11 protein-coding genes are annotated in these 14,449 nt (G+C 38.1%); 6 read left to right on the forward strand and 5 right to left on the reverse strand.

The window, feature by feature from the left end:
• The first annotated feature begins 461 nt into the window (after positions 1-461).
• From RFW85_RS12895 to gyrA, 3 genes are all read left to right on the forward strand, one after another.
• Positions 462-1,211, forward strand: a complete 750-nt coding sequence (locus RFW85_RS12895) for an electron transfer flavoprotein subunit beta/FixA family protein (protein WP_002118903.1) — start codon at positions 462-464, stop codon at positions 1,209-1,211.
• Between the two features lie 17 nt (positions 1,212-1,228).
• Complete coding sequence (locus tag RFW85_RS12900; RefSeq protein ID WP_002118921.1) at positions 1,229-2,161, forward strand: electron transfer flavoprotein subunit alpha/FixB family protein; 933 nt, start codon at positions 1,229-1,231, stop codon at positions 2,159-2,161.
• Positions 2,162-2,527: 366 nt separating this feature from the next.
• Positions 2,528-5,242, forward strand: a complete 2,715-nt coding sequence (gene gyrA, locus RFW85_RS12905) for a DNA gyrase subunit A (RefSeq protein ID WP_032007057.1) — start codon at positions 2,528-2,530, stop codon at positions 5,240-5,242.
• Positions 5,243-5,286: 44 nt separating this feature from the next.
• Here the strand turns inward: gyrA and RFW85_RS12910 are convergent, their stop codons facing one another.
• The 4 genes from RFW85_RS12910 to RFW85_RS12925 are packed head-to-tail and all read right to left on the reverse strand — an operon-like array spanning position 5,287 to position 10,136.
• The gene (locus tag RFW85_RS12910; protein WP_170249314.1) at positions 5,287-6,384 is read right to left on the reverse strand and encodes an ABC transporter permease; all 1,098 of its coding nucleotides are present in this window, start codon (positions 6,382-6,384) and stop codon (positions 5,287-5,289) included.
• Positions 6,381-7,511, reverse strand: a complete 1,131-nt coding sequence (locus RFW85_RS12915) for an ABC transporter permease (RefSeq protein ID WP_216076577.1) — start codon at positions 7,509-7,511, stop codon at positions 6,381-6,383. Before RFW85_RS12915 ends, RFW85_RS12910 begins: the two co-directional genes overlap by 4 nt.
• 3 nt (positions 7,512-7,514) lie before the next feature.
• Positions 7,515-8,636 carry an HlyD family secretion protein gene (locus tag RFW85_RS12920; RefSeq protein ID WP_170249318.1) on the reverse strand — a complete coding sequence of 374 codons (1,122 nt, stop codon included), beginning with the start codon at positions 8,634-8,636 and terminating at the stop codon, positions 7,515-7,517.
• A 12-nt stretch (positions 8,637-8,648) separates the two neighbouring features.
• Positions 8,649-10,136, reverse strand: coding sequence for a TolC family protein (locus RFW85_RS12925; RefSeq protein ID WP_170249320.1), 1,488 nt, complete (start codon positions 10,134-10,136; stop codon positions 8,649-8,651).
• Positions 10,137-10,521: 385 nt separating this feature from the next.
• Between RFW85_RS12925 and serC the strand changes: the two genes are divergently transcribed.
• Positions 10,522-11,601 (forward strand): 3-phosphoserine/phosphohydroxythreonine transaminase, encoded by a 1,080-nt coding sequence (gene serC, locus RFW85_RS12930; RefSeq protein WP_170249321.1) that lies wholly within the window; start codon positions 10,522-10,524, stop codon positions 11,599-11,601.
• A gap of 238 nt (positions 11,602-11,839) precedes the next feature.
• Here the strand turns inward: serC and RFW85_RS12935 are convergent, their stop codons facing one another.
• Entirely contained in the window at positions 11,840-12,781 is a 942-nt protein-coding gene (locus RFW85_RS12935) for a hypothetical protein (RefSeq protein ID WP_068556679.1), read from the reverse strand.
• A gap of 246 nt (positions 12,782-13,027) precedes the next feature.
• On the opposite strand from RFW85_RS12935, the gene RFW85_RS12940 reads away from it, so the two are divergent.
• Both RFW85_RS12940 and RFW85_RS12945 read left to right on the forward strand, forming a co-directional pair.
• Positions 13,028-13,516: a YaiI/YqxD family protein gene (locus RFW85_RS12940; protein ID WP_081310814.1), complete on the forward strand. Its 489-nt coding sequence runs from the start codon at positions 13,028-13,030 to the stop codon at positions 13,514-13,516.
• A 7-nt stretch (positions 13,517-13,523) separates the two neighbouring features.
• The gene (locus RFW85_RS12945; RefSeq protein WP_005067734.1) at positions 13,524-14,432 is read left to right on the forward strand and encodes a DMT family transporter; all 909 of its coding nucleotides are present in this window, start codon (positions 13,524-13,526) and stop codon (positions 14,430-14,432) included.
• The last annotated feature ends 17 nt before the right edge of the window (positions 14,433-14,449 follow it).

The raw sequence follows: 14,449 nt of genomic DNA on the forward strand, positions 1-14,449 counted from the left end.
AAGTTAAAAAATAGACTCAATCAAAGATAATTAAATTGAGATGTTTTAGGTGAATGTAGAGATCATTTGTATTTTTTTACAAATTTGTTTAAGAGAAATAACGGAAACTACCCAATTGACAATTTTGATCTTTGAGTATTTTGTGGACGACTGGGTCTAAAAAACCTTGAATTGAAGGCTTTAAAAAGTAATCTTATGTTTCTAGCTAATATGCTAAATAAGATAAAAAGATAATAAAAATCAATATATAAAATAGAGTGTAAAAAGAATAAAATAGATCCTCATAGCAGTTTAAAAATTTTTTATGAACTGAGCATTTCATCTTTTTTATAGCAGTAGCGGAAATTGTGACTTGACCGAAATGCCAAACACATTGCAAGATAGGGTACCTAAAAAATTTTAATTGAAGAGTTAATATACTTTTCTCAACATTTACTTTTGCTAGAACAGCCGAGGATTACATGAAGGCTCTTGTTGCTGTAAAACGCGTGGTTGATGCCAACGTTAAAGTTCGTGTTAAGCCGGACAATAGTGGGGTTGACCTTACCAACGTAAAAATGTCAATTAACCCATTTTGTGAAATCGCAGTGGAAGAAGCGGTTCGCTTAAAAGAAAAAGGAACAGTATCAGAAATCGTTGTTGTTTCTGTAGGTCCTAAAGAAGCTCAAGAACAAATCCGTTCTGCAATGGCTCTAGGCGCAGACCGTGGTATTTTGGTTGAAACTACTGATGAAATTGGCGCTTTAGAAGTTGCTAAAATTTTAAAAGGTGTTGTTGAAGCTGAAAAACCAGAACTTATCCTTCTTGGTAAACAAGCAATTGATGATGACTCTAACCAAGTAGGCCAAATGCTTGGCGCATTATTAGGTGCTGGTCAAGGTACATTCGCTTCTGAAGTGAAAGTTGATGGCGGTAAAGTACAAGTGACTCGTGAAGTTGACGGTGGTTTACAAACTGTTGAGCTTACACTTCCTGCAATCATCACGACTGACTTGCGTCTGAACGAGCCACGTTATGCAGCATTGCCTAACATCATGAAAGCTCGTAAGAAGCCACTTGATACTAAATCTCCTGCTGATTATGGCGTTACAGCTGGTACTAAGCTTAAAACTGTTAAAGTTGAAGCTCCAGCAGAACGTAAAGCTGGCGTACAAGTGAAATCTGTAGATGAGCTTGTTGAAAAATTGAAAAATGAAGCGAAAGTGATCTAATACGGAAGGATAAAATCATGAGTATTTTAGTTATCGCTGACCACAACAACCAAGTACTTAACGGTGCTACTTTAAACGTTGTTGCTGCAGCACAAAAAATCGGTGGTGATATTACTGTATTAGTTGCTGGTTCTGGTGCTCAAGCAGTTGCTGATGCTGCTGCTAAAGTTGCTGGTGTAAGCAAAGTTTTACTTGCTGACAACGCTGCTTATGCAAACCAATTAGCTGAAAACGTAGCTGGCTTAGTTGCTGACTTGGCTAAAGGTTACAAATACGTTTTAGCTGCTTCTACAACGACTGGTAAGAACATTCTTCCACGTGTTGCTGCTCTTCTTGATGTAAGCATGATCACAGATATCATTTCTGTTGAATCTGCGAACACATTCAAGCGTCCTATCTACGCTGGTAACGCGATTGCAACTGTTCAATCTGACGAAGCAATCATTGTTGGTACTGTTCGTGGTACAGCATTTGATCCAGTTGCTGCGGAAGGCGGTTCAGCTGCTGTTGAAACAGTTGGCGAAGTAAAAGATGCGGGTATTTCTCACTTCGTATCTGAAGAAATCGTTAAGCTTGATCGTCCAGAATTAACTGCGGCTCGCATCGTAGTTTCTGGTGGTCGTGGTGTAGGTTCTGGTGAGAACTACCATAAAGTACTTGATCCATTAGCTGACAAGCTTGGTGCAGCACAAGGTGCTTCACGTGCAGCAGTTGATGCGGGCTTTGTACCTAACGATTTCCAAGTTGGTCAAACTGGTAAAATCGTTGCGCCTGAGCTTTATGTTGCTGTAGGTATTTCTGGTGCGATCCAGCATTTAGCTGGTATGAAAGATTCTAAAGTTATTGTTGCGATCAACAAAGACGAAGAAGCGCCAATCAACAGTGTTGCTGACTACTGGTTAGTTGGTGATTTGAACACTGTAGTACCTGAATTGGTATCTAAACTTTAATCTTTACTGATTAAAGCTAAAAAACCCTTAGTTTTTACTAGGGGTTTTTTTATTATGAATAGTGTCCTGAAATGTATAACTGAGACTTTTATTTCATTTGAGGTTTGATTTTTATAGAATAAAAATCACATAGTTTTAGTAAGAATAGAACGTGCTCGTTATAGCGATATGATAAGAATAATATGCAATTAAATTATACAAATATCACCAGATTAGCGGTGTAGATTCCGCACATTACACAGTGCTTTTATGCTATAGTATACAGCTATATTTTTTTCGATTTTAGTTCAGTTTCCGGAACTAAATTTTTTGCAAGATCAAGACATATAAGCAGATGGAAATTTCTATCTGTAAGAAGGAGTATGCATGAGCGTATCGGAAATCCGACCGATTGCCATTGAGGACGAACTCAAGCATTCATATTTAGATTACGCGATGAGTGTAATCGTATCTCGTGCATTGCCGGATGTGAGAGACGGTCTTAAACCTGTTCACCGTCGTGTGCTTTATGCCATGCACGAATTGGGCAATGACTATAACAAAGCCTACAAGAAATCTGCTCGTGTTGTTGGGGACGTAATCGGTAAATATCACCCTCATGGTGACTCAGCTGTTTATGAAACCATTGTACGTATGGCTCAGGACTTTAGCTTACGTTATTTATTGGTAGATGGTCAGGGTAACTTCGGTTCGATTGATGGTGATAGCGCAGCTGCAATGCGTTATACCGAAGTCCGTATGACCAAGCTTGCACATGAGCTTCTTGCAGATCTAGAAAAAGACACGGTTGACTGGGAAGATAACTACGACGGATCTGAGCGTATTCCTGAAGTACTTCCGACACGTGTTCCTAACTTGTTAATTAATGGTGCTGCTGGTATTGCCGTAGGTATGGCAACCAACATGGCACCGCATAACATGACAGAAGTTGTGAATGCGTGCTTAGCCTATGCTGACAATCCGAATATCTCGATTGAAGGATTGATGGAATATATTACTGGTCCTGACTTCCCTACAGGCGGTATTATTTACGGTAAATCTGGTATTGTTGATGCTTACCGTACAGGTAAGGGCCGCTTACATATTCGTGGTAAGTACCATTTCGAAGAAGATGAAAAGACAGGCCGTACAACGATTGTCTTTACTGAAATTCCATATCAAGTAAACAAAGCAAGAGTTATTGAACGTATTGCCGAGTTAGTGAAAGAGAAAAAACTTGAAGGTATTTCAGAACTTCGTGATGAGTCTGACAAAGAAGGTATGCGTATTGCAATTGACTTAAAGCGTGGTGAAAACGCTGAAGTCGTTGTAAATAACTTATTCTTAAATACTCAACTTGAGAACTCATTCAGCATCAACATGGTTTGTCTTGATAACGGACAACCAAAATTGATGAATCTGAAAGATATTATTGCGGCATTTATCCGTCACCGCCAAGAAGTTGTGACACGCCGTACTATGTTTGAACTGCGTAAAGCACGTGAACGTGGTCATATCTTAGAAGGCTTAACCGTTGCTTTAGCCAATATCGATGAAATTATCGAGACTATTAAAACTTCTGCTAACCCTGCTGAAGCGCGTGAACGTTTACTTGCAGGTGAATGGGCAGGTGGTGGTGTCGTTTCATTGCTTGAAAAAGCTGGCGCAATTTCTGTTCGTCCAGATGAAATCGAAGGTGAAGATCCAAATCGTCCATTTGGTTTAACTGAATCGATTTATCGTTTATCACCAACACAAGTAGGCGCAATTTTAGAATTACGCTTACATCGTTTAACTGGTCTTGAACAAGACAAATTACATGCAGAATATACTGAGATCTTAGGTCAAATCGCTGAACTTACTGCGATTTTGAATGATTTCAATTTATTGATGGCTGTAATTCGCGAAGAGTTGGCACTGGTACTACAACAGTATGGTGATGGACGTCGCACTGAAATTATTGAATCACGTATTGATTTTAGCCGTGAAGATTTAATTCCTGAAGAGCAAGTTGTATTAACGGTTTCACAAACAGGTTATGCAAAAACTCAACCACTTTCAGACTATCAGGCTCAGCGCCGTGGTGGTCGTGGTAAGTCGGCAACTTCAATGAAAGATGATGATTTTATTCAACATCTCATTGTAGCTTCAAACCATGCGACTGTGCTGTGCTTTACCAACGTAGGTAAAGTATATCGTCTTCGTGTGTTTGAAGTGCCTCAAGCATCACGTGGTGCCAAAGGCCGTCCGATTGTGAACTTGTTACCTTTAGATGCGAATGAAACAGTAACAGCTATCTTGCCGTTAACTGAGTTCCCAGAAAACCATTACGTATTTATGGCGACAGCATCAGGTACGGTTAAACGTGTTGATTTAGAGCAATTCGCTAATATCCGTTCAAATGGTTTACGCGCAATTGAACTCAATGAAGAAGATACCTTAATCGGTGTTGCGATTACTGATGGTAATCAGCAAATCATGTTGTTCTCGAACGAAGGTAAGGCAATCCGTTTTGCTGAGACTGACGTACGTGCAATGGGGCGTACTGCGAAAGGTGTTCGTGGTATGCGCGTGAGCTTTGCAAGCAGTACTTTAAGTGAAGAAGATGCAGATGTTGAAAATGATGAATCAGATGACAATGACGATTCAGCAGATTCAAATTTAGTAAGCCGTATCGTATCGCTTGTAGTTGTACCTGAAACAGGTGAAGTACTGTGTGCAAGTGCCAATGGTTACGGTAAGCGTACTCCAGTAAATGACTTCCCGACCAAGAAACGTGGTGGTAAGGGTGTCATTGCGATTAAGACAAGCGAACGTAACGGTGAGCTTGTTGGTGCAGTGTCTATTGACGAAACCAAAGAATTGTTACTTATTTCTGATGGCGGTACATTAGTTCGTACCCGTGCAGCAGAAGTTGCAATGACTGGTCGTAATGCACAAGGTGTACGTCTAATTCGCTTAAGCGAAGAAGAAACTCTAGTGGGCGTTGTGTCTATTGAAGCTGTCGAAGATGAAGAAGAGTTTCTCGAAGGTGAAGTAGATACTACCGAGACTGATAGCGAAGAAGCTGTATCAAATAATGAAGATGCTTCTGAAGACTAAGTAAAACTTTAATAAAAAAGGAAGCATAAGCTTCCTTTTTTATTTTATGAAGAAGATTTTTTAACAAGCCGATAATAAGATAAACCCACCAATATTAATCCAAGGGTCCCAAGAAAAATCAGTTTTGGTACAACCGTGGCTAATGGAACACCCATCTGGTTAAGTTGCACAAACATTTGTACCGCATGTGTTGAGGGTAAACACCACGCAAACCATTGTAGCCACTCAGGCATTGCTTGATGAGGCCAAGCAGCTCCAGTTAGTAAGAATAAAGGTACAGAACTAAACACAATAATATGTCCGGCACGTTCAGGCATATCTAAAAGTGAACCGATCAACATGCCTAGTCCAATCACACAACTAATAAAAATTGGAACAGCAATGAGTAGACCTATAAAATTTCCACCGTGTGGATAGTCATTGAACCACAAGGTAAAACCAAAAAGATAAAAACAGCCCAAACAACCAATAGTAAATATACTTGCGAAGATTCCAGCAAAACGAACAGCTGTAATTTTTTCATTTTGCTCCCGATAGCTAGCTATTAACATTGCCAAACCTAGCACAATCGTTTGATGAATAATCAAAGATGCAACAGCTGGAAAAATATAACTTCCATATCCTGAAAGGGGATTAAATAACGGCACTTGATGAATAGAAAGCGCTGGCTGGAAATGTGTGCGTTGTCCAAATTTTTCAATATATTCTTTTAATGTAGCTTCTATCGAGGTTGCCAGACCTAAACCAATTTCTTTAGTTTTTAAAAAGTTGGTTGTGCTTAAGTATAAGCCGATTCCACCCGTTTCTCCGCGGCGTAGGCTTTGGGTTAAGTTATTTGGTAAAAGTAAAATACCATCAGCTTTTTGCTCACGTACCATTTGTTCAGCTTGTAAAAAATTGCTGGTAACGGTAACGATATGAACATGGGGGCTATTTGCACTTTGGCCAATCAATTGAGAAGTTAAGAGGCTTTGCTCTTCATCGACAATCACGATTGGAATAGATTCTGCACGCTCAGCTTTATAGGCGGTAGGATAAAAAAAGCTATAAAGAATGACCGATAAAATTAGCGTTGTGAAAACTGAGCTATTACTTACAATGTCTTTAAATGTTTGCCCATAAGCCTTAAAAAATTCTTTCATTGCGTTGCCCCTCGAACTAATTTTTTAAGCAATAGACAACTTAAAAAGAAGTAAATCAGGCAATAACCAATGAGTATTAAAAAAGGAATCATTGAAATGAAAATTGGACTGCCGATCACCCATTGTTCGGTTTGAAGCTTGGCATAAGGGGTATAAGGAATAATCAGTGACCAAAACTTGGTGAAAATAGGGGCATTATTTAAAGGTAGCGTAACGCCTGCGAAACTTAAAGAAGAGCCGCCATATACCGCGATAAAACCAAAAGTTTTACTTAAATTTTTGGTTGCAAGAATGACGGTGCTACTAATCAAAGCGTAGGCAAAATAAAGTAAAAACTGTGCGCATAACAATAAACTAAGAGAACCTGCTACGAACCAGCCACGGATTTCGACTAGCCAAAACATCCATACCCATGTCCATGCACAAAATATAAGGCTATAAAGCAGATTTTTGGCCAATAAGCCTTGAATAAAACTTTCTCGGTTTACCCATGCTGTTAATGTGCCACGTTTAAGCTCTTGTCCAATAGCAAAGGCAACACAGCAACATAACAATAAGTGCAATACAGCAGGAACCATGAAAGGTTCTAAATAAAACTCATAGCTCATACTTGGATTATAAAGCGTTGAGATTTTTACATGAGCTGTAGGAACATCTAAATAGGGAATACTATTTACAAGATAACTTTGACCAGCATAGTCTGCTAAAGCATTGAGGGTACTGACCAGCATTGCTGAAGAAATGGTGTTTCCGACACTAAAAAAAGACTGATTAAATGCAATGCTGATTTGAGCATCTTGTGCTTTAACGAAGCGCTTTTCAGCACCATCTGGAATAAAAACATATCCCCATATTTTGGTTTCATTGAGTAGTTGTTCAGCCTCAGCAGAACTTGCCGTAATTGTTTTAATGTCTACTGTATGATTCAACGAAAGATACTTTTCAATATTACGGCTGAGTTCACTTTGGTCCTGATCAATAATTGCAATTGGTAAGTGTTCAGCTTTACCTGCGTAAAACATGCTGCTAAACATGAAAATGATAAAAGCAGGGATAAGTGTCACCATACACAAATCCCATTTATTGCTTTTTAGATAGTTTAGTTCCCGTAATATACTGGCAAACATGCTTTATTTTTCTTCTTTAATTTTAAATAGAACACTCATACCAACCTTTAAGTCTTTGACAGGATTTTCAGGTACCAGATGTAATTTAAAGCTACGAATATCATAACCTCCAGTTTGGCGAGTCGTTTTAATGGTAGCAAATTCACCTTCAGCATCAATATTCTTGATTTTAAAATTCACATTCTGATTAAGAGCAGGTATGAATCCTTCAAGGGTTTTATTTTTATAAACAGAGGCATATTGATTTTCACCCACGTTTAAACTCACCCATAAATCATCATCTTCTAAAATGCTGACAACAGGCACGCCCATAGCGACTAATTCAGAAGGTTTACCATAAGTTTTTGAAACTGTGCCTGAAATAGGTGAGAGTAAACGTGTCTCTTCCTCTAAAGCTTTTGCTTCAGCTACTGCAGCTTTTGCAATTTCAACCTGTGCATCTGCTGTAGATTTTTGTTGGCTGGTACTGCCACGTTTTGCACGGGCATATTGCTGATAAGAGGCTTCACTTAATTCTTGAGCAGAAGTTTGTGCAGCAAGCATTTCATCTCTTCTTTGACGTGAAATGACGCCTTGTCTATATAAATTCTCACCACGTTGGTAAGTAGTTTTGGCAAGGTTTGCTTGTGCTTTCGTACTTTGCCAGTTGGCATAAAGAGTATCGATATTTTCTTGTTGAGAACCTCGATCTATCGTAGATTGAAATGCTAAAGCCGATTGTAAGGTAGCCAAGGCTTGTTGCTTTTTAGCTTCTATTTCAGGGCTAACCAAACGAACAAGGGGCTGGCCTTTGGAAATTTTCTGGCCTTCTTGTACATAAATTTCTTCAATACGACTTGGAACTTTCGTACTTACGTGAATAGTTTCAGCTTCAACTCGGCCTTGAAGTTCAATAGGTTTCGGCTGATAGCTTTTCCACAAACCAAAAATAATTAAACCTAATAGGGCAATAATAATTACACCAATAATCAGTTTAATTTTAGAGTTTTTAGGTGGTTTTGAATCATCTTTATTTGTGTTTGATTCTTGATGGTCACTAACTTGATCATCTTTTTGAACTTGGTTGGTTTCTGCCGTATCCGCAACAGGAGAATCTTGTTCTGAATGAGCTGAGTCTTGATTCATTTTATACTCCCATTAACGAATATAGTCGGTATGTGGTTGATTGACATAGGCTTTAAACTGGTCCATAGAACCATGGCTTTGTAATAGCGTTGCGAGTGACATGACATATTTATAAGCATTTAAAGCCATTTCAGTTTTTAACGCACTTAATGCATTTTGCGCATCAATCACTTGGGTTGCTGTACCCATTCCTTCACGAAAAGAAAGTTCTTGGATACGTAGGTTTTCTTGAGCAGCATTTACGTTTCTTTGTAAAAGCTGATGACTTTGCTGAGCAGAGTTGAGCTCGTTATATGATTTATTCAAAAGAGCTTCAATCTCTTGTTTAGTTCGTTCAGTCATGAGTTCAGAAGCGTAGCGCTTTAATTCAGCGGCATGAATATTCTTATTTTTATCTACCCCAGAAAATAGGTTGTATTTTGCCATTACACCGACAATCCAGTTTTCATTTTCATCAAGCGCATATTCACCAAATGCAAATAGACTTGGTTTTTTTGCGGCTTGTTGAGCTTGAATATTTACGTTAGCCAGTTGAGTATCCATCTGCATTTTTTGTACAAGGCTAGACTTTTGTGAATAACTGGTTAAAAGTGATTCTAGAGACTGGCTGGGAGTGTTGTTTACAAATAATGGTGTACTTAAATCGACATTATTTTGTTGATGTAAAAGATTATTAAGGCTAAAGCGGCTGGCGTTTAAGTTAGCTTGAGCATTTTGTAAAGTACGTTCTGCATTATTACGAGCGACTTCAAACTGCATGCGTTGCCCTTTACTAATAAATCCTTGTTGTTCCAGCTTTAGGGCATTGCTGTAATGTTTTTGCATCGCATTAAAGTTAAATAAGCTACTTGCGACCAGCTGCTGCTGTAATTGCACATTAAAGTAACTTTGTACTACTTCAAATCGCTGTATATCTTGTTGTTGTTGGCTTGAAAGTTCAGAGCGCTGTGCTTGTATATTTGCTATTTTTTTAGCACTGCTGGTTAAGCCACCTGTATAGAGTGGCATTACGACTGAAATAGAAGGGCGTACCACCTGATCTTCGATAGTCAGGTTTGCGTAATCAGGAAAGCGATTTATACCATCATGTATGGTTTGGTTTGCGCCTTCTTGAACTTGTCCCAGCACATCTGATGGAATGACATTGTTCCACTGTGAAAGTTTATCATTTAGCCCTTGGCTTAGATCATTCTCAAGTTTTTGTTTAAAAGAGCCAAGAGGTACATCTGTTTCACTATGAAAAGCGTAGGCTCTGACATTTAAATCAACTCTAGGTAATCCGAGGCCCTTTACTGCTTCAGCTTCTAATTGAGATGCTTGCTGTAATGCTTGGTTGGCTTGAGTACTGTATGAACTTTTTAAAGCTTGTTGTTCTGCTTCAGCATAACTTAAGCTTCCGGCGTATAAGTGATTAGTGAAAAAAAAGCCTAAAGCCAAAGCAAGATGTTTGGGTTTAAATGAAAAGGGAAAAATAGACTGTCTATATCGATGTGTTGGCATTTTAAATAACAATTTTTGGCATCCCTTATAGTTTAAATTTCTTGTTATTAAATTCAATTATCATCTTGTTTATTATACATTTGTATAAAAACATGGTGGTTTTTAGCTCCTTTAATTATTGAATTTACTAAGCCAATATTTTTGTAATAGCTATCAAGGTATGTGAAATGATAATCACAAGTCAAGTTGATCTTTTTGCTTAAAAATTTTTTTAAATGAGGAAGCTGGTCATTAAAACTAAGTAAATAACGACACCAATAATTGAAAAAATAAAGCTAAATACAGTCCAGCATTGAAATATTTACTTGAGAAGCTGCTGCAAGCTTAAGCAATCTGTGGTTAAATGCCATTTTTATTGTGTTTGACTTTATACAAGGGAAAAATCATGCGCGCGTACAATTTCTGTGCTGGTCCTGCTGCATTACCTACTGCCGTTTTAGAAAAAGCTCAACAAGAATTGTTGGATTGGCAAGGTAAAGGTCTATCCATCATGGAAATGAGTCACCGTAGTGCTGACTATGTTGCTGTGGCTGAAAAAGCTGAAGCAGATTTACGCAAGTTAATGAACATTCCAGAAAACTATAAAGTACTGTTTTTACAAGGTGGTGCGTCATTACAATTTTCTGCGATTCCTTTAAACCTTCTAGGTGAGAACAGTAAAGCCGATTATATTCACACCGGCATCTGGTCTGAAAAAGCTTTAAAAGAAGCAAAACGTTATGGCGATATTAATGTTGTAGAAGCTGGCATTAAAGTAGATGGCAAGTTCGCAATTTCTGAACAAAGCGAATGGAATTTATCTGACGATGCAGCATATGTACATTATGCAGATAATGAAACGATTGGTGGCTTACAGTTCGCAGGAATTCCTGATGTAAAAGCTCCACTTGTTTGTGATTATTCATCAAGTATTTTATCTGCTCCATTAGATGTGACCAAGTTTGGTTTAATCTATGCTGGCGCACAAAAAAATATTGGTCCTGCTGGTTTAACAATTGTCATTATTCGTGATGACTTACTTGATCAAGCTAAACCAGAAATTCCAAGTATTTTAAAATATGGTGACCAAGCCAAAAATGGTTCTATGGTAAATACGCCATCGACTTACGCTTGGTACTTGTCTGGTTTGGTATTTGAGTGGTTGCTAGAGCAGGGTGGGGTAGAGGCGATCCATAAAGTGAACCTTGAAAAAGCTCAGTTGTTATATGGTTATATCGACTCAAGCGATTTCTACAATAACCCGATTGCAATTCCAAACCGTTCAATTATGAATGTACCGTTTACCTTGGCAGATGAAGCTTTAGAAAAGCAATTCTTAAAAGAAGCGGAAGCTAATCACTTGTTGAATTTAGCTGGACATCGTTCTGTAGGTGGTATGCGTGCAAGTATTTATAATGCCGTACCATTAGAAGGCGTACAGGCTTTAATCAACTTTATGGATGATTTTGCAAAGCGTAATGGTTAAGCAAATCAAATAAATAAAGCCCTCATTTGAGGGCTTTATTTATTGAATAAGTTATAAATTAAAAAGGCACTAAACCAAACTGGTGCATGAATATGGCAGCTAAGAACATACCCAAGACAAAAAAGCAAAACGCACCAGTATCGACCTTTACGCGCAGGCTACTGGATTGAATGAGGCTGGTAGTTTGTTCGGGTATAATCTTCATTCAATAACCTAATTATTAAAATATTAGTGAAATTCAATTAGTTTCACCCTTTTTAGCACAAATAGTCGCCTGAATCCAGATATTACCGCGAATATATTCGCCAATATTAAAGTTTTTATACAAATCGTTTTTGGTCGCAATGCGCACTAATATGGCAGGAAGATCATCTTCTAAAACCAAAGTAACATCATAAAGGGTATATTCTGCCCCCATAAATGTCATAGAGGTTTTACCAACAATATTACCTTGGAACCAGGCTTCATCTTCTTGACCAAGATTTTCGCCATATAAATACGCAACCATTTTAGAAAAATCAACGGTTACAGGTTCTTGATCTTCTGGACTTTTTGGCTGCCATTCATTAATGAGTTCCTGTAAGTTTTCAGGAGCAACACCATTATGTTCAGTTAAAATTGCATTTAATGCACGGTGATGTTTAATCGAAGCTGGGTCATCAACAATGATTTTTTCACCTGCTGGAACAGGTTCTAATTCATAAGCCCATGCATTAAATTGGACTTGATAGTTTTGATTTTTGTCATATTGACAGTAGTTAACACTAAATAAATTATCAAATGCATAAACAGTTGTATTTTTATTTAGTCTTAAACTTAACACGGCTTGTGTAGCAGAGTCACAAGTAATGATGCGTTCAATTTTTGCATTATATTGATACGGACTTTCAAAACTTGGGAAGGCTGTTTTAAGCGCACGAGGTTTTTGGTTTTCAACAGCAATAATTTGATTGATGGTAACTTTTTGGTCTTGTGGACCTTGAATGAGCCAAAAAGATTGGTCCATGTCTTCTTCATGTTCACACAAACCCATTGGCATTACAGGTGCATCAAGTGCCAGTCCTAACCATTTTGGTACATCTGTTTCGGGATGGGACGTCAATAGATTCCAATGTTCTCCATGACTACCAAAATTTTGGTCATTTACTTTAATAACTTCTGGACTGTTTTGATTTTTCATAAGCACGATGCTGTTGGGTTCACATTACTTGTTATATTAAATCGAGGGTGTTTACTATTTTTCAAGTCACCATATGTAAATTCTCTTGTAAAAGCGCGTATTTAGTCATTTAAAAAGAAGCGCCGTTTTTATTTATAAGATAAAAGTACTCTTAACTTATAAAAACTTTAAATGTTGAAATTAAAAATCAGTTTAATCGTTATTTTTACTCACCTTAGAAGAGCATCTGTTAGACTAATATTTTTAGTGGAAATAGAGAATAACGTGCTGCCATTTAAGCTATGGGTAGACGCAGACGCCTTACCGAAAATTTTACGTGAAGTGATTTTACGTGCATCAGACCGTTATCAATTAGAAGTCATTTTTGTTGCTAATCAGAATGTTGGTATCACCCCTTCAGTACGAATTAAATCAATACAGGTTTTAAGTGGTGCCGATCAGGCAGATAAAGAAATAGTTGATCGTATGATCGAGAATGACATTGTCATTACGCAGGATATTCCTCTGGCAGCTCAGGTGATCGAGAAAGGTGGAGTTGCTATTCATCCCCGTGGTGAAGTTTATACAACTGCGAATGTTAAAGCGCGTTTACATCTACGTGATTTCATGGATACGCTCCGTGGTGCAGGTGTGCAAACTGGTGGACCGCCTCCTATTTCCGAGCGAGATAAACGTGAATTTTCAAGTTCATTAGATCAAACGATTTTAAAGCAAAAACGTAAAACAGCTAAGTGAGCATCGCATGCCATCGCAAACCAATTTGGCTCTAACCTATGCCTTGTTAGTGTTTATCTGGGCAACCACTCCTTTGGCAATTGTCTGGAGTGTGTCTGATCTACATCTGATGTGGGCATTGTTATTACGCTTTTTTATTGCATTGCCTTTGGCTGTCATCATATTGCTAATTTTAAGAACACCTTTTCCGACGCATCGACAAGCAGTTCATAGCTACATTGCCGGATCTTTTAGCTTAATTGGTTCTCAAATTTTCACCTATGCCGCGACCCAATATTTAAGTTCAGGCATGATTGCACTTATGTTTGGTTTGGCGCCGATAATGGCAGGACTTATTGGTCGATTTGCATTTGGCCAACAACTTTATAAGCTGCAATGGTTGGGTATGGCAATTGCGGTCTGTGGGTTAGCTATTATTTGTCTGAGCGGTGCGAATCAGCATGTGCATCCGTTTGGTATTGTCCTGATGCTAATCAGTGTGTTTGTTTATTCTTTTTCAATTTTCTGGGTTAAGAAAGTTAATGCTCAGATCCAGCCGATGGCTCAGGCAACTGGTTCTATTTTAGTGTCTTCTATTTTTGCTAGTTGTTTTATTCCATTTATTTGGCAATATGCACCGACACATTTACCAGAAGCCAAATCTTTATTTGCCTTAATTTATACGGTACTTATGGCATCACTCGTTGCCATGTTCTGCTACTTCAAACTTATACAAAATATTCAGGCAACGACTTTATCTTTAACGACAGTTATTACCCCTATGTTAGCGATGATCATTGGAGCTGCTTTAAACCATGAACAACTTTCAATTATGGTTTTTGTAGGTGCTTTCATTATCTTGTCTGGACTCTTTTTATATTTCTATAAAGACATTCAGGCAAATCGGAACTTTGCTCAACATATGAAGTCTAAATAGGAGAAGATTTGGGTAAT

Source organism: Acinetobacter sp. 12966, assembly GCF_031196995.1.
Classification (GTDB): domain Bacteria; phylum Pseudomonadota; class Gammaproteobacteria; order Pseudomonadales; family Moraxellaceae; genus Acinetobacter; species Acinetobacter geminorum.

Coding starts and splice junctions, on each gene's coding strand:
- RFW85_RS12915 (WP_216076577.1), bottom strand. CDS start 7,511: ATGTTTGCCAGTATATTACGGGAACTAAACTATCTAAAAAGCAATAAA.
- RFW85_RS12920 (WP_170249318.1), bottom strand. CDS start 8,636: ATGAATCAAGACTCAGCTCATTCAGAACAAGATTCTCCTGTTGCGGAT.
- RFW85_RS12945 (WP_005067734.1), top strand. CDS start 13,524: ATGCCATCGCAAACCAATTTGGCTCTAACCTATGCCTTGTTAGTGTTT.
- RFW85_RS12895 (WP_002118903.1), top strand. CDS start 462: ATGAAGGCTCTTGTTGCTGTAAAACGCGTGGTTGATGCCAACGTTAAA.
- RFW85_RS12910 (WP_170249314.1), bottom strand. CDS start 6,384: ATGAAAGAATTTTTTAAGGCTTATGGGCAAACATTTAAAGACATTGTA.
- gyrA (WP_032007057.1), top strand. CDS start 2,528: ATGAGCGTATCGGAAATCCGACCGATTGCCATTGAGGACGAACTCAAG.
- RFW85_RS12935 (WP_068556679.1), bottom strand. CDS start 12,781: ATGAAAAATCAAAACAGTCCAGAAGTTATTAAAGTAAATGACCAAAAT.
- serC (WP_170249321.1), top strand. CDS start 10,522: ATGCGCGCGTACAATTTCTGTGCTGGTCCTGCTGCATTACCTACTGCC.
- RFW85_RS12900 (WP_002118921.1), top strand. CDS start 1,229: ATGAGTATTTTAGTTATCGCTGACCACAACAACCAAGTACTTAACGGT.
- RFW85_RS12925 (WP_170249320.1), bottom strand. CDS start 10,136: ATGCCAACACATCGATATAGACAGTCTATTTTTCCCTTTTCATTTAAA.